Origin of the sequence: Micromonospora sp. NPDC048839 (assembly GCF_040649915.1) — a bacterium.
Lineage (GTDB): Bacteria > Actinomycetota > Actinomycetes > Mycobacteriales > Micromonosporaceae > Micromonospora.
Genome location: NZ_JBEZGL010000004.1, coordinates 419,414 through 442,530 on the forward strand (window position 1 = coordinate 419,414; position 23,117 = coordinate 442,530).

At 71.4% G+C, this 23,117-nt stretch carries 19 protein-coding genes; 11 read left to right on the top strand and 8 right to left on the bottom strand.

The features are described 5' to 3' along the window. Window positions 1–52 precede the first annotated feature (52 nt). Window positions 53–607 (top strand): TIGR03086 family metal-binding protein, encoded by a 555-nt coding sequence (locus AB0C25_RS10560; RefSeq protein ID WP_357371707.1) that lies wholly within the window; start codon window positions 53–55, stop codon window positions 605–607. Between the two features lie 44 nt (window positions 608–651). Here the strand turns inward: AB0C25_RS10560 and AB0C25_RS10565 are convergent, their stop codons facing one another. Next, the gene (locus AB0C25_RS10565) at window positions 652–1,872 is read right to left on the bottom strand and encodes a cytochrome P450 (RefSeq protein ID WP_357371709.1); all 1,221 of its coding nucleotides are present in this window, start codon (window positions 1,870–1,872) and stop codon (window positions 652–654) included. 73 nt (window positions 1,873–1,945) lie between these two features. Continuing rightward, entirely contained in the window at window positions 1,946–3,193 is a 1,248-nt protein-coding gene (locus AB0C25_RS10570) for a cytochrome P450 (protein WP_357371712.1), read from the bottom strand. Between the two features lie 280 nt (window positions 3,194–3,473). Between AB0C25_RS10570 and AB0C25_RS10575 the strand changes: the two genes are divergently transcribed. Beyond that, a complete protein-coding gene (locus AB0C25_RS10575; protein WP_357371714.1) occupies window positions 3,474–4,658 on the top strand; it encodes an acyltransferase in 1,185 nt (394 codons plus the stop codon). A gap of 127 nt (window positions 4,659–4,785) precedes the next feature. On the opposite strand, the gene AB0C25_RS10580 is transcribed toward AB0C25_RS10575, so the two are convergent. From AB0C25_RS10580 to AB0C25_RS10590, 3 genes are all read right to left on the bottom strand, one after another. Further along, window positions 4,786–6,969 (bottom strand): molybdopterin oxidoreductase family protein, encoded by a 2,184-nt coding sequence (locus AB0C25_RS10580; protein WP_357371716.1) that lies wholly within the window; start codon window positions 6,967–6,969, stop codon window positions 4,786–4,788. 178 nt (window positions 6,970–7,147) lie between these two features. Further along, complete coding sequence (locus AB0C25_RS10585) at window positions 7,148–8,263, bottom strand: abortive infection protein (protein WP_357371718.1); 1,116 nt, start codon at window positions 8,261–8,263, stop codon at window positions 7,148–7,150. A gap of 33 nt (window positions 8,264–8,296) precedes the next feature. Continuing rightward, window positions 8,297–9,514, bottom strand: a complete 1,218-nt coding sequence (locus AB0C25_RS10590) for a cytochrome P450 (protein ID WP_357371720.1) — start codon at window positions 9,512–9,514, stop codon at window positions 8,297–8,299. Between the two features lie 258 nt (window positions 9,515–9,772). On the opposite strand from AB0C25_RS10590, the gene AB0C25_RS10595 reads away from it, so the two are divergent. From AB0C25_RS10595 to rfbH, 4 genes are all read left to right on the top strand, one after another. Continuing rightward, window positions 9,773–11,185 carry a nucleotide disphospho-sugar-binding domain-containing protein gene (locus AB0C25_RS10595; protein ID WP_357371722.1) on the top strand — a complete coding sequence of 471 codons (1,413 nt, stop codon included), beginning with the start codon at window positions 9,773–9,775 and terminating at the stop codon, window positions 11,183–11,185. Window positions 11,186–11,366: 181 nt separating this feature from the next. Further along, complete coding sequence (locus AB0C25_RS10600) at window positions 11,367–12,389, top strand: alcohol dehydrogenase catalytic domain-containing protein (protein WP_357371724.1); 1,023 nt, start codon at window positions 11,367–11,369, stop codon at window positions 12,387–12,389. A gap of 194 nt (window positions 12,390–12,583) precedes the next feature. Then, on the top strand, window positions 12,584–13,201 hold the full coding sequence (locus AB0C25_RS10605; RefSeq protein WP_357371727.1) for a TIGR03086 family metal-binding protein: 618 nt from the start codon (window positions 12,584–12,586) through the stop codon (window positions 13,199–13,201). 119 nt (window positions 13,202–13,320) lie between these two features. Beyond that, window positions 13,321–14,622, top strand: coding sequence for a lipopolysaccharide biosynthesis protein RfbH (gene rfbH, locus AB0C25_RS10610; protein ID WP_357371729.1), 1,302 nt, complete (start codon window positions 13,321–13,323; stop codon window positions 14,620–14,622). 3 nt (window positions 14,623–14,625) lie between these two features. Here the strand turns inward: rfbH and AB0C25_RS10615 are convergent, their stop codons facing one another. After that, window positions 14,626–15,549: an NAD-dependent epimerase/dehydratase family protein gene (locus tag AB0C25_RS10615; protein ID WP_357371731.1), complete on the bottom strand. Its 924-nt coding sequence runs from the start codon at window positions 15,547–15,549 to the stop codon at window positions 14,626–14,628. Between the two features lie 270 nt (window positions 15,550–15,819). On the opposite strand from AB0C25_RS10615, the gene AB0C25_RS10620 reads away from it, so the two are divergent. Both AB0C25_RS10620 and AB0C25_RS10625 read left to right on the top strand, forming a co-directional pair. Continuing rightward, window positions 15,820–16,677, top strand: coding sequence for an AfsR/SARP family transcriptional regulator (locus AB0C25_RS10620; protein WP_357371733.1), 858 nt, complete (start codon window positions 15,820–15,822; stop codon window positions 16,675–16,677). Window positions 16,678–16,851: 174 nt separating this feature from the next. Then, on the top strand, window positions 16,852–19,023 hold the full coding sequence (locus AB0C25_RS10625; protein ID WP_357371735.1) for a peroxidase family protein: 2,172 nt from the start codon (window positions 16,852–16,854) through the stop codon (window positions 19,021–19,023). A gap of 496 nt (window positions 19,024–19,519) precedes the next feature. Here AB0C25_RS10625 and AB0C25_RS10630 read toward each other — a convergent pair whose 3' ends face one another. Beyond that, window positions 19,520–20,059, bottom strand: coding sequence for a copper resistance CopC family protein (locus AB0C25_RS10630; protein WP_357371737.1), 540 nt, complete (start codon window positions 20,057–20,059; stop codon window positions 19,520–19,522). A 40-nt stretch (window positions 20,060–20,099) separates the two neighbouring features. Next, window positions 20,100–20,690 carry a hypothetical protein gene (locus AB0C25_RS10635; protein WP_357371739.1) on the bottom strand — a complete coding sequence of 197 codons (591 nt, stop codon included), beginning with the start codon at window positions 20,688–20,690 and terminating at the stop codon, window positions 20,100–20,102. 277 nt (window positions 20,691–20,967) lie between these two features. On the opposite strand from AB0C25_RS10635, the gene AB0C25_RS10640 reads away from it, so the two are divergent. The 3 genes from AB0C25_RS10640 (at window position 20,968) to AB0C25_RS10650 (ending at window position 23,106) form a co-directional block, all read left to right on the top strand. Further along, a complete protein-coding gene (locus AB0C25_RS10640; RefSeq protein WP_357371741.1) occupies window positions 20,968–21,279 on the top strand; it encodes a hypothetical protein in 312 nt (103 codons plus the stop codon). Window positions 21,280–21,436: 157 nt separating this feature from the next. Further along, complete coding sequence (locus tag AB0C25_RS10645) at window positions 21,437–22,114, top strand: hypothetical protein (RefSeq protein ID WP_357371743.1); 678 nt, start codon at window positions 21,437–21,439, stop codon at window positions 22,112–22,114. A gap of 173 nt (window positions 22,115–22,287) precedes the next feature. Beyond that, window positions 22,288–23,106, top strand: a complete 819-nt coding sequence (locus AB0C25_RS10650; RefSeq protein ID WP_357371745.1) for a basic amino acid ABC transporter substrate-binding protein — start codon at window positions 22,288–22,290, stop codon at window positions 23,104–23,106. Window positions 23,107–23,117 lie beyond the last annotated feature (11 nt).

Consider the following 23,117-nt stretch of genomic DNA (forward strand, 5'->3'; position numbering starts at 1 on the left):
GCACCGGCGTGTGTGGACCCTCGCGTCACCGCTTGCGCCCTATAGTGCCGGGATGGACGAGGTCGCGGACCGGTACGTACGCCGGGTGGAGACCTTCGCCGGCACCGTCGCGACGGTGCCGGACGCCGACTGGGGTGCCCCGACGCCCTGCGGGAACTGGACGGTACGCGACCTGGTGGCCCACGTCGCCGAGATGAACCTCATCCACTTCGGCCGGGTCGGGGTGACACCGCGGCCCACGCCGTCGCTGACCGAGGACCCGTCCGGCGCGTGGTACGCGATCCGGGAGCAGGTGCTCGCCGCGCTCGCCGACTCCGACGTCGCCGGCACGCGGATCGGCGGACGGCTCGGCGACTGGACGTACGCGCAGGTCGTCGACCGGGCGATCGGCATGGAACTGGTGGTGCACCACTGGGACCTGGCGCGCGCCCTCGGGTGGCGGGCACACCTCGACCCGGCCGACGTGGACCACCTCTGGCGCACGATCGAGCTCGTCGGCGAGGAGGAGGTCCGGTTCGGCTTCGGGCCGGCGGTGCCGCCGCCGGACGACGCCGACGAGCAGGCCCGGCTCCTGGCCCACCTGGGCCGGCACGACGACGGCCACTGACCCGGGTCACCGGGTCAGCGGCCGGACGGCCGTCAGCAGCCCGCTCAGGGGCGCGGCGTGAACGTCACCGGCAGCCGCTCCAGGCGGTGCAGGACGAAGCTCGCCTTCCACGTCAGGTCGTCGGCCGGTACGGCGAGCGCGAGGCCCTCCAACCGGCGCAGGACCGTCTCGAACGCCACCTCACCCTCCAGCTTGGCCAGTGGCGCCCCGAGGCAGAAGTGGATGCCGTGGCTGAAGCTGAGGATCTGCCCCTTGTTCTCGCGGCGCACGTCGAGCCGACCGGGGTCGGTGAAGACCGACGGGTCGTGGTTCGCCACCGCGGCGGCGATCACCACGTGCTCGCCGGGATGGATCTCGAAGCCACCGATCTCCAGCGCCTCCCGGGCGAAGTGGTAGGTCACGCACGAGACCGGGCTGTCGTAGCGCAGCAGCTCGTCGACGGCGTTGGGCATCAGCGCCGGGGTGACCCGCAGCAGCGCGGCGGCCTCGGGATGACGCAGCAACGCCAGCAGCCCGTTGGCCACCAGGTTGACGGTCGTCTCGAACCCGGCGCTGAGCAGCAGCAGGGCGTTGGAGCGCAGCTCCAGGTCGCTGAGCCGGTCCCCCTGCTCCTGCGCGGCGATCATGGCCGAGATCAGGTCGTCGCGGGGGTCCTGGCGCCGTAGCTCGACCAGGTCGCCGAGGTACCTGTCGAACCACGTGCCGGCGGCGATGATGGAGTCGAAGCTGGCCGAGGCGTTGATGCCGGTCAACGTCTCGGCGTGGTGCTCGAACTCGGCGCGGTCCTCGAACGGGACGCCGAGCATCTCGCTGATCACCGCGATCGGCAGTGGCAGCGCCAGATCCTGGACGAGGTCGGCCTGTCCCTGCGCGATCACGGTGTCGAGCAGCCGATCGGTGATCTCCTGGATCCGCGGCTTCATCTGCTCCACCCGGCGGCGGGTGAACGCCTTGGACACCAGCCGCCGCAGCCGCGCGTGGTCCGGCGGGTCCGCGAAGAGCATGTGCCGCGAGAGCGGGTAGTCGTCACTGGCCAGCGGGTGGTACTTGTGCAGCTCCGGATCGGCGGCCTCGACACTGCGGACCAACCTGGGATCGGACAACGCCTCCCGCGCCTCACGGTTGCCGGTGACCAGGACGGAGGGCATGCCGTCCGGCAGGGTCACCCGGTGAACCGGTCGCCGCTCGCCCAACTCGGTGAGCAGCGCCAACGGATTGGCGAACACCTCGGTGCTCAGCGCGACCGCGCCGTCTGGGTTGTGCATCGGACTCCTCGTGGACTGCGGCGGGTGGGCAGGTCGCCGGACGGGGCGCCCGGCGTGGCGGTCGGAGGGCGGTTCACCAGACGACGGGCAGGCAGGCCAGACGCTGGACGTCCCCGCTCTGGAAGGTGGGGATCTGCGCGGCCGGCACCGCGAGCCGGAGGCCGGGCAGCCGCCGGACCAGGGCGCGGAACGCGATGTCCAGCTCCAGTCGGGCCAGGTTGTGCCCGAGGCAGTGGTGGATGCCGTAGCTGAAGGCGAGGTGGTTCGACGGTGGCCGGGTGACGTCCAGGGTGTCCGGGTGACTGGTGACGGTGGGGTCGAGGTTGGCGCCGGCGAAACTGACCAGGATGCCGTCTCCGGCGCGGATCACGTGCCCGCCGATCTCGATGTCCTCGACGGCCACCCGGGCGAGCTGCTCGACAAGCGAGATGTGCCGCAGCATCTCCTCGACTGCCCCGGGCACCAGGTCGGGATCGGCCACCAGGCGCTGGTACTGGTCCGGGTTCTCCAGCAGGGCCAGGGTGCCCAACCCGATGATGCTCGACGTGGTGATGGTGCCGGCCACCAGGATCGCCATCGCGAAGGAGACCAGCTCCTTCGGTGTCAGGGTGCCCTTGGAGACCTGGCCGGCGATGAGGTCGTCGATCAGGCCGGTCGCCGGTTGCGCCTGCCGCGCGTCGACCAGACCGGTCAGGTACGCGGTCAGCCACTCCATCGCCTCGTCGGCCCGTTCCGGCTCGAACAGGTCACGGGTCAGCGGCTCGAAGATGGCCCGGTCGGCGTACGGCACTCCGAGGTAGGCGCAGACCACCCGCGTCGGCACCGGGGTGGAGAAGGTGGACACCAGGTCGCCGGGCGAGCCCTCGTCGATCAGGGCGTCCAGGCACTCCTCGACGATACGTTCGATCTCGGGGCGGAGCACACCCACCCGCCGTACGGTGAACCGCGGCACGAGCATCTGCCGCTGCCGGGTGTGCTCCGGCGGGTCCACCCCGAACAGGGCGCCGGCGAAGCCGCCCTCCTCCTCCTTGGCCATCTCGCGGGTCGCCCGCATCCGGGTGTGGCGCTCGTCCATCACCGGATAGTTGGGGAAGTCCGAGCGGTTGGAGACCCGGCGGTCGGCGAGCAGGGCGCGGGCCTCGGTCGGCCCGGTGATGAACCAGGCGACCTTGCCGTCGTACAGCCGCACCTTGGAGATCGGTCCGGGCTCACGGAGTCGGGCCGTCTCCGGCGACGGCCGGTACGGGCACTCCCGGGGAATCGGGTAGCTCGGCAGCTCCGCCGAGCCCGGCTCCGATGTGGTCTTCGTTGGCACGGCCATGGCCACCCCTCATGCGGAAAGGCGGAACTTCTCGTCCCGCCGACGGCGCGGTCTGCTGCTGACACGACGCCGTCAACCGTCTCGTCCCACGGCTGGCCTGCGCATCCTCCCGATTGCGATGGGCGGTGTGGCGGCCCGGTCACGCCGGCCGCGCCCACCCGCAGATCCGCAATTCAAGAGAACTGGCGGGGGATCCACGTTGCTAGATTGCCGGCAACGCAAATACCAGTCGCGTTAGCCGTGTAGACAAGCCTGGCGCCTGGAAAGGACGGCCGCGAATATGACAGCGATAGACGAGGCGGCGACGCAGGCGAAGGAGTCCGTTCCGACGAGACTTCCATCCCTGACCGCACTGCGCATCATCGCCGCGAGTCTGGTTTTCATCGGGCACGGGCTGATCCACCCGATGTTCCGCAACGACGACGTCAACGAGGTGTATGGCATTCTCGCCCACAACACCGGCTCCGTCGGCGTTGCCTTCTTCTTCGTCCTCAGTGGTTTCGTCCTCACCTGGTCGGCTCGGTCGACCGACAGGACCGGATCGTTCTACCGCCGACGGTTTTTCAAGATCTTCCCCAATCACGTGGTTGTCTATCTCGGCGTGCTGGCGTTGATGCTGGTCGCCGGTCTGCCGGTCATGCTCGGGCCGACCCTGGCCAGCCTTCCGCTCATCCAGGGTTTCCTCCCGGATCCGAACTACCACCTGTTCGCCGTCAACGGCGTCACCTGGTCGCTCTCGGTCGAGCTGCTGTTCTACGCCCTCTTCCCGGCGCTGCTGCCGCTGGTGAACCGGATCCGGCCACAGCGGCTCTGGCTCACCGCCGGGTTGTTCACCGCCGGCGCGATGCTGCTGCCGGTGATCGCCCGAGCGGTGCTGCCGGACGGGCCGCCGAGCCCGATGTCGACGACGCTGAGCTGGACCGAACAATGGTTCGTCTACTTCTTCCCGCCGGCGCGGCTGTTCGAGTTCCTGGTCGGCATGGTGATGGCCCGGATCCTGCTGTCGGGTCGCTGGATCGGTCTGCGTACCGTGCTGCCGACCCTGCTGCTCGTGGTGGTCTACGCGGCGACCGTGCCGCTGAGCCTGATGGACGGCTACCAGTCGGTGCTGCTCGTGCCCATGGCCCTGCTGATCACCGCCGCCGCGGCGGGCGACGTGGCCGGACGCCCCTCCCTGTTGAACAACCGGCCGATGGTGTGGCTCGGTGAGATCTCCTACGCCTTCTTCCTGGTCCACGTGCATGTCCTCTTCCTGCTGCACGCCGCGGTGAACGGCCAGCTCGGCGTGCGGGCGGCGTACCAGCCGTACCAGTTCGACACGATCACCGGCATCGCCTTCCTGATCGGCGTCTACCTGGTCTGCATCCTCGTCTCCTGGGTGCTCTACAGCCTCGTCGAGCGGCCGGCGATGCGGCTCTGGGCGTACCCCCGACGTGGCGAGCGTGCGCCGGCCGTACCCCGTTGACCCCGCCGCCGGCTCTGCCGGCCGGTCGGCGGCTTTCCCCGGTGGGTGGCAGCGTTGCCACCCACCGGGGATTCCTCTGTCGGCGGCGCCCCCGTCCGGGTCGGACGGGGGCGTCTCGGCGTGCGGGTCAGTCGGTCGGCGCGGGCGCCGGGGCGACCGTCACCGGGACCCCGCTGAACACGGCGTTGCCGGACAGCACGTCCACGACTGTCTCGTCGGTGAGGGCGTTGGCGTTGACCCCGGGGTCGCGGGCCGCCAGCCGCTGGCCGGTGCGGCGGTGCCCCCAGCCGTGCGGCAGGCTCACCACGCCGGCCATGACCGTGTCGTTCGCCTCCACCTCGACGACCACCTCGCCGGCGGCGGACCGCACGACGGCGTGCCCGTCGAGCCCGAGCCGGGCCACGTCGGCGGGGTTGACGTGCAGGGTGCACCGGTTGCTGCCGCCCACCAGGGTGGAGGTGTTGTGCAGCCAGCTGTTGTTCGAGCGCAGTTGACGGCGGCCGACCAGGAGGAACTCCGGCTGCGGCCCGGCAGAGCGGGCCCGCAGTCGCGCCACGTCCGCCGTCACCTGCGGCGGGGCAAGCTCGACCCGTCCCGAGGCGGTGCGCAGCAGCTCCGGCAGGCGTGGTTCCAGCGGGCCCAGGTCGATGCCGTGCGGGTTGGCCCGCAGTTTCTCCAACGACAGGTCGTACGGGCCGAGCCGCAGCATCGCGTCGAGCATCAACTCCGGGCCGCTGTCACCTGTCAGTTCGGCACGCAACTCCGCCACGTCCGCGCCGGCCAGCGGTGAGCCCGGCACGGACGTGCCGCCCCGCAGCACCGCGTCGAGGATCGCCTCGTCGGCCAGCGCCGGGTCGGCGTCGGCGCCCTGCCCGGAGATGATCAGCAGCAGCCGAGCCATGATCTCGGCCTCGGACGGCTGGCCCGGGGCCAGTGGGAGGATCTGCGGCGAGAAACGGGTGTAGTTGCGGACCGTCACGATCAGCAGCAGGAAGTCGTAGTGCGGCATCTGGAGGATCCGCGGCGGCGGCAGGATGACGTCCGCGTGCCGGGTGGTCTCGTTGAGGTACGGGTCGATCGCGACCATGAAGTCCAGTTCGGGCAGCGACTGGTCCAGCCGTGGCCCGTTGGGCGCCGAGAGCACCAGGTTTCCGGCGATGCAGACGAACCCGCGGATCCGCCCCTCGCCCGGGGTGTCGATCTCGTCGGCGAGGGTCGCCACCGGGATCTCCCCGAGCACCTCCGGCAGCTTGCGGACCCGGCTGTGCCAGCGGCCCGTGCTGAACGGCTGCCCGGTACGGAAGATCTCCAGCGCCGCCGTGCGGGTGAACATCACCCCGCCGGGGCGGTCGAAGTTACCGGTGAGGATGTTCACCACGTCGACCAGCCACTGGGCCAACGTGCCGAACTCCACGGTGGATGTCCCCACCCGGGTGTAGACGGCGGCGGTGGGGGCGGCGGCCAGGTCGCGGGCGAGCCGCCGGACGTCCTCGGCGCTCACCCCACAGATCGGCGCCACCGCCTCCGGGCCGAACTCGCCGGCCAGGGTGCGGATCTCGTCGAGGCCCTCCACCTCGACGTCGACCCGGGTCAGCCCCTCGGCGAAAAGGGTGTGCACGATCCCGAAGAGCAGGAACGCGTCGGTGCCGGGACGGACCGGCAGGTGCTCGTCGGCGAACGCCGCGGTCCGGGTCCGGCGCGGGTCGACCACGACCACCCGACCACCGCGTGCCCGCAGCGCCCGCAACCGGCCGGCGAAGTCCGGTGCCGCGCAGAGCGAGCCGTGCGACTCCAACGGGTTCGCCCCGATGATCAGCAGGTGGTCGGTCCGGTCCACGTCGGGCACGGCGATGGCGAACGGGTCGCCGAACATGTAGCCGGTCGAGACGTGCTTCGGGATCTGGTCGATCGTGCTGGCGGAGAAGACGTTGCGACTGCCCAGCGCCTGGGTCAGCGGCTCGCGGTACATGAAGCCCGCCATGGTGTGGTACGTCGGGTTGCCGAAGTACACCGCCAACGCCTCCCGGCCGTGTTCGGCGATCACCCCGCTCAGGCCCTCGTCGACCCGACGGAACGCCTCCTCCCAGCTCACCTCCCGCCACTCGTCCCCGTCGCGGACCATCGGCGCGCGCAGCCGGTCCGGGTCCTCGTCGAGCCGGCCGAGGCTGGCCCCCTTCGGGCAGACGTACCCGCCGCTGAACGGGTCGTCGGGGTCACCGCGGACGGAGGTGACGTGGTCCTGGTCGTCGAGGGTGAGCCGCAGGCCGCAGACGGCGTCGCAGATCGGGCAGGTCCGGTGCGCGGTTCGCATGGTGCTCCTGAGGGGTCGGGCCCGGCGCCGACGGCGGGACGCGGGACGGGACCTGGCCCCTCCCGCCGGTCGGCCGGGGGACCATCGAGGGTCCCCCGGCCGGGTGCCGACGCAGACGCGGCGGGCTGCGGTGACGGTCGGTCTCGGGCCGTGACGGTGTCCCGTCCGGCCCGGAGGTTCAGCGCCGGGCCGCCTGGAAGCCGAGGTGCGCGTAGTGGTCGGCGACGGCGTGGAAGGACTCCTTCGGCTCGACCCGGTACGTCGAACCCGTGTCGGCGAAGTCGTCCCGGATGGTCTTGACGATCGCCATGCTGGCGGTGTCCAGGTCGAGGCGGGGGTCGGGGGAGTGGGGGTGGGTCGGGTGGATGAACTCGGAGATCCACACACCGTTCACCCCGGCCTGGTCGAACAACTCGAACATCCGCAGGTGGTACGCCGCCTGCCGACCCTCGTCACGGACCACCCCGTCGAACACCAGTGGGGTGTCACCGGTTCGGTCGACGACGTCCCAGAAGAAGAACGCCTTCTCCTCCGCGCCCTGGTAGGTGGCGGTGCCGAACTCGGCGACCTGGATGGGAAGACCCCAGCCGCGGTAGCTGTCGAGCACCGCCCGGTGCTGCTCCGGCGTGTGGTACGTCGGCAGGTACTGCCACATCAACCCGATCCGGTCGAACAGCGACCAGTCGACCTGCTCGAAGGGCGCCGCCGAGTAGCTGACCGGCCCGGCGAACATCTGCCGGGCCACCCCGCTGGCCTGACCCAGGAACTCGTTGAGTCGGGGCGCCGCCTCCGCGAAGTCGATCCGCCCGGTGGGCTTGAGCAGGTGGTGGTCCGCGTCGGCGTACGCGTTCGCCATCCGCTCGTGGTACTGCTCCCCGTCGGCGATGCCGGGCGTGAACAGCAGGTGCACCGCGCCGACCGTCAGGTCGATCCGGGCGTCCTGCTGGCGTAGCGCCTCGGCGAGCCGGGCCGCCTCGGCGAGATGATCCAGCACCTCGCCCTGCGGCCGGTCCACGAGCCGGGGCTGCAACCGTACGTGCAGGTCCCGCTCGACGGCGGCCTCCGCGGTCTCCCGCAGCCGCCCGAGATCACTGCCGTAGATGGTGATCGAGTTGCAGTTGAGCTGGTCGCTGATCAGGCTCAGCTCCTCCAGCATCTGTCGCCTGCTCCACGCCATCCGGGACAGGTCGCCCTGACCGGTGGCGAAGTTCGTACCGGCGTCGTAGGCGACGCCGCGATACTCCAGGGCCCTGCCGGTCACGTCACCGGCCTGGTCGGTGCGGGGCTGTGCCATGCTGCTCCTTCGCCTCGTGGCCGTCGGGGCCGGTCACCACAGCACGGGCAGTTCGTACAGCCGCTGCAGGGTGCCGTCGTTGTTGTTGCTGGGCAGCTTGTCGAGGGGCGCCGCCGCGCGCAGGTTCGGCATCCGCTCGACGAGCGTCTTGAAGGCGATCTCCAACTCCAGCCGGGCGAGGTTGTCGCCGGGGCAGCGGTGGATGCCGTGGCTGAACGAGAAGCTGGGCTTGGCCGACCTGCGGATGTCGAACTTGTCCGGCTCCCCGACGTGCATCGGGTCGAAGTTGACCCCGGCGCAACTGATCAGGATGCCCTCACCGCTGCGGATCACGTTGCCGTCACCCAGGTCGATGTCCTCCACCGCCACCCGCGCGAACGCCTCGACCAGGGAGACGTAGCGCAGGATCTCCTCGACGGCGGCGGGCACGATCTCCGGGTCGGCCCGCAGCGCCTCCCACTGCTCGGGGTTGTCCAGCAGCGCCATCGTGCCCAGCGAGATCACGTTGGTGGTGGTGTCGGTGCCGGCCACCAGCATCGCCATGGCGATGTGCACCAGCTCCGAGCGGGTCAGCTCCCCGGTGTGCAGGTGGTTGGCGATCAGGTCGTCGAGCAGGCCGACGGCCCCGGCGCCCGGGTCGTTCTCCTTCTTCTGGATCAGCCGGTCGAGGTAGTCGCCGAGTTCGGTGGTGGCCTCGTCGGCAAGTTCCGGCACGAAGAGCTTGTGCGCGGGCGTCTCGAAGTCCTCGTGCTCGTCGTACGGCACGCCGAGCACGGTGCTCATCACCATCGAGGGCACCGGCTGGGCGAACATCGAGACCAGGTCCGCCGGCGCGCCGTGGCGCAGCATGTCGTCGAGCTTCTCGTCGACGATGCGCTGAATGGCCTCGCGCAGCAGCGCGGTACGCCGCAGCGTGAAACTCGGCATGATCATCGAGCGTTGCTTGGTGTGTTCCGGGGGGTCCACCCCGAACAGCACGTCCGCGTAGCCGCTGTCGACGACCTTCTCGAACTCCTCGTTCAACAGCGGGTAGTTCCCGTGGTACGGGCGGATCGACACCCGACGGTAGTCGGAGAGCACCGCCCTGGCCTCTGCTGCCCCGGTGACCAACCAGGCGGTCCGTCCGTTGTAGAGCTTCACCTTGGTCATCGGGCTGTCCGCCCGCAGGCCGACGTGACGGGCCGACGGCCGGTACGGGCATTCCCGGGGAATCGGGAAAGCCGGCGGGTCGACGGCTTCGGGCATCGCCATGGGTCACCCCTCACTCACCACGGGTCGTCTGCGCGTGCTGGCACGCACATCGCCCGCAGGATCCGATGGCGTCCGGCGCTCATCGTCCAACCGGTCGGGAGACGGCGGCTACTTCCCGATTGCCGCACCGCCAACCGGTGGGGGCGCCCACCAGCCGCACGGGTGCCGGCCTGCGCACTGCAGAAGAAGCCCGACCGGCGCACGGTCGGCATCCTGATCACCAGACCGGCCGGCTCCAACCCGACCAAGGAGGACCCTGTGCGCGTGCTGATCACCGTCTATCCCGCCCTGGCGCATCTGTACCCGGTGGTGCCGTACGCCTGGGCGTTGCAGACCGCCGGGCACGAGGTCCGCGTCGCCTCCCACGCGGGCTTCGCCGACACCATCGCCAGCACCGGCCTGGTCCCGGTCGCGCTGGGCGCCGTGGGTACGCCGGAGCCGCGGCTGCGCGAGGACGCCCGGCAGCCGCCGGCCCCGGAGGAGGTCAACGCGTACGCGCGGGCCATGGGACTGACCCCGGAGGAGCGCGAGCACTGGATCGCCTTCTACCAGTGGAACCTCAACCCGGCCTCGGACTACGTCCGCGCCGACCTGTCCGACGCGCCGGACCTGGTGGAGTTCGCCCGCGCCTGGCGGCCGGATCTGGTCCTGTGGGATCTGGTCTTCCCGGCCGGCGCGGTGGCGGCACGGGTCGCGGGGGCCGCCCACGGACGGCTGCTCGGCAGCAACCTGGACTACTTCGCGTTCAGCCAGGAGCGGCTGGCCGCCAACCGGTCCGCGGTGCGCGCCGCCGGGCTCGCCGACGACCCGCTGGCCGACCTGGTCCGCCCGCTCGCCGAGAGGTACGGGGTGAGCGTCGACGACGACCTCCTCCTCGGGCAGTTCACCGTCGACCCGCTGCCCAAGGGGCTCAGTCTGCCCACCGCGACGGTGAAGGTGCCGGTCCGCAAGGTCCCCTACACCGGTGCGGCCGTCTTCCCGCGCTGGTTGTACTCCCGGCCGCAGGGTCGGCCCCGGGTCGCGGTGTCGCTCGGCGAGTCGACCCGCCGTTACGTCGCCGGTGACTGGGGTCGTACGCCCAAGCTGCTCGCCGCCCTGGCCGACCTCGACGTCGAGGTGGTCGCCACGCTCAGCCCGCTGCAACTGGCGGCCATCGACACCCTGCCGGACAACGTGCGGGCGATCGAGTGGGTGCCGCTGACCCAACTGCTGCCCACCTGTGACGTGCTCGTGCACCACGGCGGCATGGGGACGCTCAGTTCCGCCGTCGCCGCGGGCATCCCGCAGCTGGTGTGCGACACCGACGACTCGCTGTTGTTCCGCCCCGCGACGGCCGCCCCGGCCGAGGCCGACAGCGGCACCTACCGGGCCGGCCGGGAGTTCGGCGCCAGCGCATCCGACGAGGCGGCCGAGGAGACCGCCGGTTGGCTGCACCCGGAGAAGAACCTGCTCGCCACGCCCTGCGCCAGCTATGTCACCGAGCAGGGTGCCGGGCTCCGGATCGACCACCAGAAGCAGACCGTCGAGGAGATCCGGGCGGAGATCCACCGGGTGCTCACCGAGCCGGTCTTCCGGGAGCGGGCCACCGCGCTGCGCGAGGCCTGGCAGGCGACGCCCGGCCCCAACGAGATCGTCCCGGCGCTCGTGGCGTTCGCCGACCGTCGGTCCTGATCGGACAGTGACGGCGGCCCCGGGTGGTGCGGCAATCGCGAGGATGTCGCGGCGGTTGGTGTGGGGCGAGCATGCAGGGGCGGCACGGGCGGACCAGCGTCCCACCCGCGCCGACGGTCTGACGCCGTGGCGTCCGGACAGTTCCTCTTCGAGTCGGGCACAGGACGGGTGGTGGTTCGTGATGAGAGCGGCGGTTGTGCCGGGAGTCGACGTTGCCTGGGAGTTGCGTGAGGTGGCAAACCCCTCGCCCGGCCCCGGCGAGGTGCTCGTCCGCGTGCGGGCGTGCGGAGTGTGCGTGAACGACGTGCTGGCCACCCGGGGGATGCTGCCCTTCCCGGCGGTCGACCCGGCCATCACCGGGCACGAGCCGGTCGGCGAGGTGGTCGAGGTGGGCACCGGGGTGACGAGCCGGCAGCCCGGCGACCGGGTCGGGGTGACCTGGGTACGGTCCGGCTGCGGTCGGTGCGACTACTGTCGGCTGGGCCTGCCGGTCACCGGCCAGACCGCGCTGAACTGCCCCGCGCCGACGACCACCGGGTTCACCGCGCAAGGCGGACACGCCGAGTACCTGGTGGCCGCCGCGGAGTCGACCGTGCTCCTGCCCGACGGGCTCGCCTGGGAGTTGGCCGCCCCGGTGATGTGCGCCGGTTACACCGCCTGGTCGGCGCTGCGCACGGCGGAGCCCCGCCCGCAGGACCGGATCGCCGTGATCGGCATCGGTGGCCTCGGCCACCTGGCCGTGCAGTACGCGAAGGCCTGCGGACACGAGACGATCGCGGTGACCGGCTCGGCGGACAAGCACGAGGCGGCCCGCCGACTCGGCGCCGACCTGGTGGTCGCCGACGGGGAGCAGCTGCGCGCCGTCGGCGGTGCCGACGTGGTCATCCTCACCGCGCCGTCGCACCGGGCGGCCGCGGCCTGCCTGGCCGGTCTGCGGGTGCAGGGACGGATGGTCCTGGCCGGCATCGACGGCCTCGAACCGTTCACCATCCCGCCGGCGATGGCCTACCCGTTCTTCTCCCAGGGGCAGCGGATCACCGGCGCCACCCACGGTGGCCCGCACCTCCTCCGGGAGGCGCTGGACCTCGTCGCCACGGGAGAGGTCACCCCGTGGGTGGAGACCTTCGAGGCGCACCGGGTCGCCGAGGCCGTCGACCGTGTCGCCAAGGGCGAGGTGCGGTTCCGGGCCGTCGTCGAATACTGACCGCGGGCGGCCCGTACCCACCCCGGGCGGCCCTCTCCCGCCGTGTCGCCGCAGGCCAACCCGCGCGCGACACGCCGAGCCGGCTCGCGTGGCGATGACTTTCCCGCCGGTCGACCGTCGTACAGGTAGGGCCCCGGTGGCGCCAGGACAGGCGTCTGCCGGGGCCACCTGACGTCGAGTGGCAGGAGAGCGGTATGTCAACGGTGAAGCCCGGACGGACGGCTGGTCCGTCGGTGAGCGGCGCGGGTCTCACGGCGGAGGAACAAGCCGTCGCCGACCGGTACGCTCGGCTCGGAGCCCAGTTCGCCGACCGGATCGCAGCGGTCGACGCGGACGCGTGGTCGGGGCCGACGCCCTGCACCGAGTGGACCGTGCGTGACCTCGTCGCGCACGTCGTCGAGATGAACGAGATCCACCTCAACATGGTCGACCTGCCGGTGCCGGAGGGCCCCGGGGTGGACGTCGACCCGTACAAGGCGTTCGCGCGGGTGCGCGACCAGATCGAGAGCAGCCTGAACGACCCCGAGCAGGCCCGCACGGAGTTCGACGGGCGGTTCGGGCTGCGCACCTTCTCCCAGGCGATCGACAGCGCGGTCTCCACCGAGCTGGTCGTACACGGCTGGGACCTGGCCCGGGCCACCGGCCAGGACGAGCGGATCGACCAGGACGACATCGACAAGGCGTGGGAGGCGCTCCGGATGGTCGGCGAGGAGGTGGTGCGCAGCCGCATGGTCAGCGGCCCCGCCCTCAAGCCCCCGGCCGACGCCGACGAGCAGACCAAGCTCCTGGCGTACCTGGGGCGCCGCGCCTGACCGGCCGCACCGCCGGCCGGGACGACCCGGCCGGCGGTGCCTCCACCGTTCCTCGACGCATCCTCGACCGGTGCCGTTGACCATGGGCGTACCCCATCGTGGAGCGGAGAGGGCGCGAAATGACATCGCTGAAGGAGCTGGTGCTCGAGCAGACCCGGAAGTACCACCGGGAGCAGGAGCCGGGAGACTTCGTGCCCGGGGTGACACCGGTCCTGTCGTCGGGGGCGGTGCTCGACGAGGACGACCGCGCGGCCTTCGTGGAGGCCGCACTGGACATGCGGATCGCCGCCGGCATCAGCGCCCGGCGCTTCGAGAGCGCCTTCGCCGCCTACTACAAGCTGCGCAAGGCGCACCTGGTCAACTCGGGCTCGTCGGCCAACCTCCTCGCGTTGACCGCGTTGACCTCACCGAAGCTGGGTGAGGCACGGCTGACGCCCGGCGACGAGGTGATCACGGTCGCCGCGGGCTTCCCGACCACGGTCAACCCGATCCTGCAGAACGGCCTGGTGCCGGTCTTCGTCGACGTGGAACTGGGCACCTACAACACCACCGCCGAGCGGGTCGCCGAGGCGATCTCGCCGCGCACCCGGGCCATCATGATCGCGCACACCCTCGGCAACCCGTTCCCCGTCGCGGAGATCGCCGACCTCGCCACCGAACACGACCTGTACCTCGTCGAGGACAACTGCGACGCGGTTGGCTCGACGTACCGCGGTCGGCTGACCGGCACGTTCGGCGACCTGACCACGGTGAGTTTCTACCCGGCGCACCACATCACCGCCGGGGAGGGCGGCTGCGTGCTGACCGCCAGCCTCGAGCTGGCCCGGATCGTCGAGTCGCTACGCGACTGGGGCCGGGACTGCTGGTGTGAGCCCGGCACCGACAACACCTGCCTCAAGCGCTTCGACTACCAGCTGGGCACCCTGCCCGCCGGCTACGACCACAAGTACGTCTACTCGCACGTCGGTTACAACCTGAAGGCCACCGATCCGCAGGCCGCGCTGGTGCTCAGCCAGCTGCGTCGACTGCCGGAGTTCGTCGAGGCCCGCCGCCGCAACTTCCGCCGCCTCTACGAGGGGCTGGCGGACCTGCCCGGCCTCCTGCTGCCGCAGGCAACCCCGGACAGCGACCCGAGCTGGTTCGGCTTCCCGATCAGCGTCCGGCCCGACGCGCCGTTCACCCGACGGGAGCTGGTGGCGTGCCTGGAGGACCGGAAGATCGGCACCCGCCGGCTCTTCGCCGGCAACCTGACCCGGCACCCGGCGTACCAGGACGTGCCGTGCCGCATCGTGGGGGACCTGGCCAACTCGGACTTCGTCACCGAGCACACCTTCTGGATCGGCGTGTACCCCGGCATCACGCTGGAGATGGTCGACTTCGTCATCGACACCATCCGTACCTTCGTGACCGGCCGGCACTGACGGTCAGCCCTGCTCCCACATGGCCTCGATCGACTCCCGTACCCCCGAGCGCGGGCACCACCCCAGCAGGCGACGGGCCTGACGGATGTCGGCCCGCGTCCACGCGCCGCCGTTGCTGGACACCGGGGCATCGACCAGGGGCACCGCCCCCGGTCGGAGCCCCGCCGTCTCCAGCAGGACCTGGACCAGATCCCGGACCTCCTCGGCGACGCCGCGCCCGATGTTGATCACCCGGCCGTTGACCGGAGCGCGGCCCGCCAGGACCACCGCCTCGGCCAGGTCGCGGGCGTCGACGAAGTCCCGGCGGGCCGGGGCGACGCTCACCGTCAACCCCTCCGGGCCGGACCGCCGCAACCGCTCGCGCAACGCCCCCAGGAAGCTCGTGGGCGTGGTGTACGGGCCGTACACGTTCACCACCCGCAGCACCACGGCGTCCACCGTGCCGGCCTGCGCGGCCCGGAGCACGACCCGGCTGCCGGCCAGCTTCACCCGCCCGTACGCGCTGTCCGGGCGCGGCACGGCGGTCTCGCTGACGCTGGTGCCCTCGGCCATCGGGCCGTACTCGTGGACCGAGCCGATGTGCACCAGCCGCGGCCGGGTCTCCATCGCGCCGAGGGCCGCGACGAGCCGGCGGACGAGCTGGACGTGTCCCCGCTTCAGCTCCTCCGGACGCCCCCACCCCCCGGCGGCGTTCACCACCGTGTCCACACCCTCGTCGGCGAGGATCCGGGCCAGGTCGGCGGGCGCGGTGCCGGCGATGTCGAGGGGCCGGAAGCGATGGTCGACGCCGGGCAGCGGTGTCCGGGCGACACCGACGACCCGGGCGCCGGTGCGGGCGTACGCGGCGCAGACCGCACGCCCCACGCAGCCGGTCGCCCCGAGGACCACGACTCGCGTCGCGCTGGCGGTGGTCGTCGCGTCGATCATCCCCACACCTCCTCTTCGGCCCGCGACTGGCGGCGGGCCGGGATTCGCCCCGGCTCCGGGCCGGGCCGGGCGGGGCGGGGGCCATGATCAGGTCGACGGGGTCGACCGGTGCCGGCAAGCGTAGGGCGCACCGCTCGACGGCCGGTTGAACCTCGGTGGAGGACCCGTGCCCATGCCACCGCGACGGCCGGCACGGTAGAGGATGCGTACCCGACGTGCCGCCAATGACCATGAGTGTCCGCTCACTGTCGATACGAGCAGGTGGCACGCGTGGAAGCTACGGGTCAACCCATCGACATGGCCGTGCTGGGGCCGCTGTCCGTCCGGGTGCACGGCGTCGACTGGACCCCGACGGCGCCGAAGGTGCGCAACGTCCTCGCCGTGCTGATCGCGCACGCCGACCAGTTGGTCCCCGCGTCCTCGTTGAGCACCGAACTCTGGGGCGAGGATCCGCCGGCCAGCGCGTCGACCACCGTGCAGACGTACATCCTCAGCCTGCGCAAGCACCTCGCGGCCGCGACCGGTTGGTCGGTGGCGGCGGTCAGCAAGGATCTGCTGGAGACCCGCACCGGCGGGTACCTGCTGCGCACCCGGCTGACCGGCCTGGACCTGCGGCGGTACGAGCTGCTGGCCCTGCGGGGGCGGCAGGCGCTGGCCGGCGGGGACGACGACGGGGCCGTCCGGCAGCTGTCCGAGGCGTTGCGGGTGTGGCAGGGCCGCGCTCTGGTGGACGTGCCGGTGGGACGGCTGCTGGAGGCGCGCCGCCGGCAACTGGAGGAGTCCCGGCTGGTCACCCTGGAGTACCTGGTGGACGCCGAGTTGCGGCTGGGCATGCACCGCGAGGTGTTGACCGAGTTGGCCGCCCTGATCGTGGAGAACCCGCTGCACGAGGGGCTGCACGCGCAGTACATGTGGGCGCTGCACCTCAGTGGCCGGCGAGCCCAGGCGCTGGAGGTCTTCCACCGGGTGCGGGGCAACCTCGTCAGCGAGCTGGGCCTCGAACCCGGTGCTCCGGTCCAGCGCCTGCACCAGGCGATCCTCAATGCCGACAGCGACTTCGACGTCTGGTCGTCGGAGCGGCGGCGCCCGCTCGTCGGGCCGCTTGCGTCACCGGCCGGCCGGCCCTGATCGACCAGCGAGCGTCCCGCTGCGCACGGTGGAAGAAGCGCCGACGCGCGGGTGGCGACGACACTACCGGGGAGATCGACAGCTGTATGAGGCGTTCGGTGCCGGCGACGGGGTCGCCGAGGTCGCCAGCCTCCGTCCCACCGTGTTCGTCAAGTCATAGGGGAGGAGATGGGCATGCGCGTAGTCGCAACCGGCCGGCGTGGTCGGGCCCGATCAACCAGGGCGGCTCAGGCCGCGGCCGTCGCTCTCGTGGTGGCCGCCGGAGTGGGGCTGAGCGGGCCTGCCCACGCCGGCGGTGCCCGCTCGGACCGGATTCTCGGCCTGTGGGAGGTGCAGAGCATCGACGGTTCCGGCAACAACCGGGCGAACCCCACCTGGGGGCAGATCGACACCATCTATCCCCGGGTCGGACCGGCCTGGTACGCCGACGGCATCAGCGAGATCGTCGACCTGCCGTCCGAGCGGTACGTCAGCAACCGGATCTTCAACGACGCCGATGTGAACATCTACTCGCCGAACGCGGTGAGCCAGTGGGGGTTCGTGTGGGGTCAGTTCGTCGACCACACGATCGCTCAGCGGCTCGGCCGGCGGCTGGTCAGCCCTCCGGGTGAGACCCGCAACATCCCGTTCGACAACAACGATCCGATGGAGTCGTTCCGCAACGACATCGGCATCGTCCCGTTCGACAGGTCCCGTCCGGCCGAGGGCACCGGGGTCACCACCCCCCGGGACCAGATCAACACCGTCAGCTCCTACCTCGACGCTGCTGCCGTCTACAGCAACAGCAACGACCGGTTGGACTGGATGCGCGAGGGCGCCGTGGACGGCGATCCGCGCAACAACAAGGCCGCGCTGCTGATGCCCGGCGGCTACCTGCCCCGGCGCGACACCCGGGGGGACGCGTCCACCGCCCCGAACATGGTCGCCGGCGGGCAGCTGTTCAACACCCCGGAGAAGGCGGCGGTCGCCGGCGACCAGCGGGCCAACGAGAACCCCGCGTTGCTGGCCATCCAGACCCTCTTCGCCCGGGAACACAACCGGATCGTCGCGCAGCTGCCGAAGTGGCTCTCCGAGCAGGACCGGTTCGAGATCGCCCGAGCGGTGGTGATCGCCGAGCAGCAGCACATCACCTACACCCAGTTCCTGCCGTCGCTCGGCGTCGAACTGCCCCGCTACACCGGTTACAAGCGCGACGTGGACGTGTCGGTGAGCAACGAGTTCGCGACCGTCGGATACCGCGCGCACAGCCAGATCCGCGGTGACTTCCGGCTTGAGGTCGCGGCCGGCCGTTACGACCAGCAGACCCTCGACCGGCTGCGCGAGCTGGACGTCGAGGTGACGACCGCGGGTGACACCGTCCGGTTGATGATTCCGCTGGGCGAGGACGCCTTCTTCAACCCCGACCTGTTGGAACTGCTCGAGCTCGGGCCGATGCTGCACGGCGTCGGGCTGCGTCCGCAGACCCGCAACGACGAGCTGATCAGCAACATGCTGCGCAGCTTCCCGTTCTTCGTCCCCGTGCCGGGCAACCCCACCTGCTCGGACGATCCGGCCCTGCCGCCCTGCCTGCCGGGCCGCAACGACCTGGGCTCGATCGACATCGCCCGCAGCCGCGACCACGGCATGCCGAGTTACAACGACATGCGGACCGCCTACGGGTTGCCGACCAAGTCGTCGTTCGCCGCGATCACCCGGGAGTCGTCGGAGTCCTTCCCGGCCGACCCGGAGCTCACCCCCGGGGCGGAGATCGACGATCTGGACAGCCTGGACTTCACCGCCCTGTACAACGCCGCCGGACAGCGCACCACGGCAGCGGCCGACGACGCCGTCCGCGCCGACCGTCGTACCCCGCTCGCGGCCCGGCTCAAGGCCGTCTACGGCAGCGTGGACCGGCTCGACGCGTTCGTCGGCATGATGGCCGAGCCGAACCTGCCGGGTCGGGAGTTCGGCGAGTTGCAGCTGGCCATCTGGCGCAAGCAGTTCACCGCGATCCGCGACGGGGACCGGTTCTACCACGGCAACGACCCGCTGCTGCCCCTGATCCGGGCCGCCTTCAAGATTGACTATCGGAAGTCGCTCGGAGACATCATCGCCCTGAACACCGACATCCCCCGCTCGCACCTGGCGGCCGACGTGTTCCGCACGCCGCAGGGCCAGCACCGTGCCGTCCGCGCGCCGGGTAGCGAGAAGCTGCTGCCGGGCAGCGGGACGCGCAACCTGGTCATCGGCAAGGCCGGCCCGGTGAAGCCGGCGGCGGAGGCCGGTCTGCTCCCGCCTGGCCTGGCGCCGAGCGGCTCGGGATCCCGGGCACCCCGGCGGGGATCGCGCCGCCACAGCCACCGATAACCGTCGACCGATCACGATCGGGCCGGGTGCCGTGCGCACCCGGCCCGATCCGTGTGCTCCCGCGAGACCCGGCCCGCGGCACGGACTGGGCCACGGCACCCACCTCGGCGCGCGAACCGTCCGCGTCCGCACGGCGAAAGCCCCGCCGCACACGCCGCCGCGCCCGCACCGGGAGTGCCGTGCCGACGGTCCGCGCGACTCCTGCTCACCGCCGTGTACGACAGCAGGAGGCCCGATCGGGCAACGCTCGACGTCAACGGCCGAGCGGTCCCGGCAGCCGCTGGTAGGCCGTACGCGGATGGGCCGGTGGTGGCCCTCCCACCACCGGCGTCCCCCTGGCCGTCGCGTCCGTCGAACTGCCTGCGCGCCAGCGGGTTCCCGCCGCCTGCTCGGCCGCGCCTTCCTCCGCTCCCGCTCGGACCGCGCGATCTCGGCCGGTGGCACGAACGCGCCGCGCCGGGCCGGCAACAGCCGGCCCGGCGCGGGGATTCGTCGGTCAGTGGACCAGGGGATCGGGCCGGGTAGGCGGCCGTCGGCGCAGCAGCAGGACGAGGACGACGAGGAGCACCAGCCCGTCCGCGACCAACAGGGTGGCGCCCACCGGGTCCACGCCGTGGCCGTGGCCGGCGCTGTCCGGTATGGCGCTGAGGATCTCGCCGGTGTCGCGCGGCGCCGTGCCGGTGCCCACGCTGAACCGCAGCGCACCGCTGGCGTCCTGGCCGTTGGTGAACGTGACGTGGTACGCGACGGTGTAGTCGCCGGAGCGGTCGGCGCGAACCGGTTGGCGTAACCCGGTCTCCCCGGCGGTCCGGAGCCGGCCGTCGTTGACCGTGTCCCCGGCGCTGTCGCGCACGGTGATGTGCGACAGCGCCGGATCTGCGCCGGTCGACAGCCGCAGGGTGACCTCGGCCGGCGTGGTCGCCAGAGCGGTGTCGCCGGCCGGGGCCACCGCCAGCACCCGGGCCGGTCGGTCGTCCGACTGGCGAACGACCGCCCCGACGACGACGGCGATGCCGACCGAGGCCAGGGCGGTCACGACCGCCAGGGTACGGCGCGTGGCGGACAAGGCGGCCCGCTCAGCCGGCGGTCGGCGCGAGCGTCATCCGCCGCTGGCCGGTGGGGGCGCAGCTGCACTCCATCTGCCGCAGCTCACTGTCGTTCGGGCGCAGGTGCAGGTACATCGCGACAAGCATCGGGAGGAAGACGATCGAGTTGTAGAAGAGGTGCAGCTCGACGCGGGGCACGACGAGTTGGACCAGGCTGGTCGGCGCGGTCGCGCCGGGCAGCAGGAAGCCCATCTGGACCTGCAACAGCAGCAGCAGGTGCTCGATGTGATGCCAGAACTGGATCACCAGCGCGACCGTCCACCAGGTGCGGGCCCGGCCCACGAAGCCGGGGCGTAGGGCGAACAGGCCGATGAGCATGACGATCGCGTACCCGTAGTGCAGCCACTCCGAGCTGACCAGCCAGGGGAACGGCATGCCCAGGACGCCGCGTGCCTGTGGGCGGGCCCATCCGAGCACCCAGATCTGGTACGCCTGGACCAGGTGTTCGGCCCAGTGGGCGAGCACGATCGCCATGTACAACCCGAGGACCGCGCGGTGGTGTGCGCCGTTGATCGCACCGAGCACACCACCACGCGAGGTGTTCCCCTTGACCACACTCATCTGACACTCCGTCCACAAGCGGATACTCAGCGACGACACTAGGTGTCGCGGGGGTGCAGTTCTTCTTCCTTGTTGCGCAGTTCCGACGGCCGCGCCTCGCGCTCACGGTTCGACCGGTGGCGATGAGTTTTCCGGCCCCTGGCCGTCATATCAGCAAGCACGTCGGTCGCGGCGCCACGCCGCCAGGGGAACGGGGAACTGGCCTTGACTGTGGTTCAGGCGGGGGGCCCCCGCGTGCCGGAGCGCAGGTTCCGCCCGACCCGCGTGCCGTCCGCCGATGGGTGATGACGAGGGGCCGCTGTCCTTCCTGCGTGCCCGGCTCAGACCGGACCTGGAGCTGCGGGTGGTGACCCTGCCCCCGGGCGCTGTGCTCGACTACGACGAGGCCGACTGGCGCGACGCGATCGTGGTGGTCGAGCAGGGTCAGATCGAGTTGGAGGCGCTCAGCGGCACGCGGCAGACCGTCGGGTGCGGCGACGTGCTGTGGCTGGCCGCGCTGCCGCTGCGGACGTTGCGCAACCGGGGTGCGGTGACCGCGACGCTGGCGGCCGTCTCGCGCCGCGCCCACCCCGTCCCGCCCGACGCCTGACCCGGCCGACCGACGCGGCCGGGGACGCGCTGCGTTCCACAAGCCTCTGACCCCGCGCCACCACCTTCCCACCCCTCGAGGCCGGTGACGCTATCGACGGGCGTCCCGTGCGACGGCTAACCTGTGGCCCCACCGACCATCGATGTGAGGAGATGCGATGGCGCGCCGCACCGGCCGGCCCTCCTACCTGTCCGACAACCCCGATGCGCGTCGCCGGCGGGCCACGCGCCTCGTGGCGGTCACCGGGGCGATCGCTCTGGTCACCGCCCTGGTGGGTGGACTGATCGGCTACCAGGTGGGCCGTCCGGACGCCACCGAGGCGTCCATCGCGAGCATCAAACAGGCCGACGCGAAGCGGGACGCGCAGCAGATCGTCGAGCTGACCGAGACGGCCCGCCGCGTCAGTACCCAGATCGCTCCCATCCTGGCCACCCTCAAGGCGGACACGTCGGCCGGGCGCGCGCCGGATCCGGAGCAGGCCCGGCGGTGGCAGGAGAGCATGCGGGAAGCCGCCAAGCCGTTCGCTGACCCGCCCTCCGGGACCACCGCCACGAACGTGGCGCGGGGCGGGCTGCGCGGGGCGATCCAGCAGGCCGGCCTGGCCGTCGACTCCTACGCGCTGGCGGCCAGCGTGCCGGCGGCACAACGCGCCGCCCTGTTGGACCTCACCGCGCGGCAGGCGGCCGAGGCCGTGACGATCTGGTCGGTCGCCGCGACCCAGCTTGACCAGGTCAGCATCGACGCCGGCCACGGGCACCAACACGTGTTTCTCACCACAGACCACGAAGGGTCGGCCTTCACCCCGGACGGAGAGGCCGAGGGCACCGGCGGTTGAGGGCTCGTTCCTGCTCAAGTGTCGGGTTTCCGGTCGGTCGGTGCCGTCCCACTCACTGGGCGACCGGGCGCGATCTGGGCCGGACTCGCCGAATCAGGTACCGTCGCCTGTCTCAAGTCTCAGCACCAACCTGGCTTCCGGTGACCGGCGAGCCGAACCGGAGGGACACAGCCGTGAGGTTCCAGAGCGCTGTTCGGCAGGCCGGACTCGTCGTGGCGATCGCCGCCCTCGCCGTGACCGCGGGATGCGCCAAGAAGGACGACAGTGAGGTCCAGGCGAGCGGGGTCAAGCTGGTCGAGGCGGGCAAGCTGACCGTCTGCACCCACCTGCCGTACCCGCCGTTCCAGTCCAAGGACGCCAGCGGCACGGTGACCGGCTTCGACGTCGAGATCATGGACCTGGTGGCCAAGGACCTGGGCGTGCAGCAGACGATCATCGACACCCCGTTCGAGGGGATCAAGTCCGGTCAGGACCTGAACACCGGCAAGTGCGACGCGGCGGCCGCCGGCATGACGATCACCGCGGAGCGGCAGAAGGTGATGGACTTCTCCGACCCGTACTTCGACGCCACCCAGGCGATGTTGGTGAAGACCGGCAAGACCTACAAGACGCTCGACGACCTCAGGGGCAAGAAGGTCGGCGTCCAGGCGGCCACCACCGGTCGGGACTACGCCAAGAAGTTCGAGGCGGAGAAGGGTCTCAAGCTCGTCGAGTTCGAGGACCTCGCCGCCGAGCAGCAGGCCGTCGCCAACGGCCAGGTCGAGGCGGCCATCAACGACCTGCCGGTCTGGAGCGAGTACCTCAAGAAGAACCCGGGCGGGTTCCAGGTGGCCGCCGAGTTCGACACCGGTGAGCAGTACGGCTTCTCGGTGAAGAAGGACGGCAACCCGGAGCTGCTCAAGAAGATCAACGAGGCGCTGGCCAAGGCCAAGCAGGACGGCACCTACGACACGATCTACGAGAAGTGGATCGGCAAGCGGCCGAGCGCCTGATCGAAGCTCCC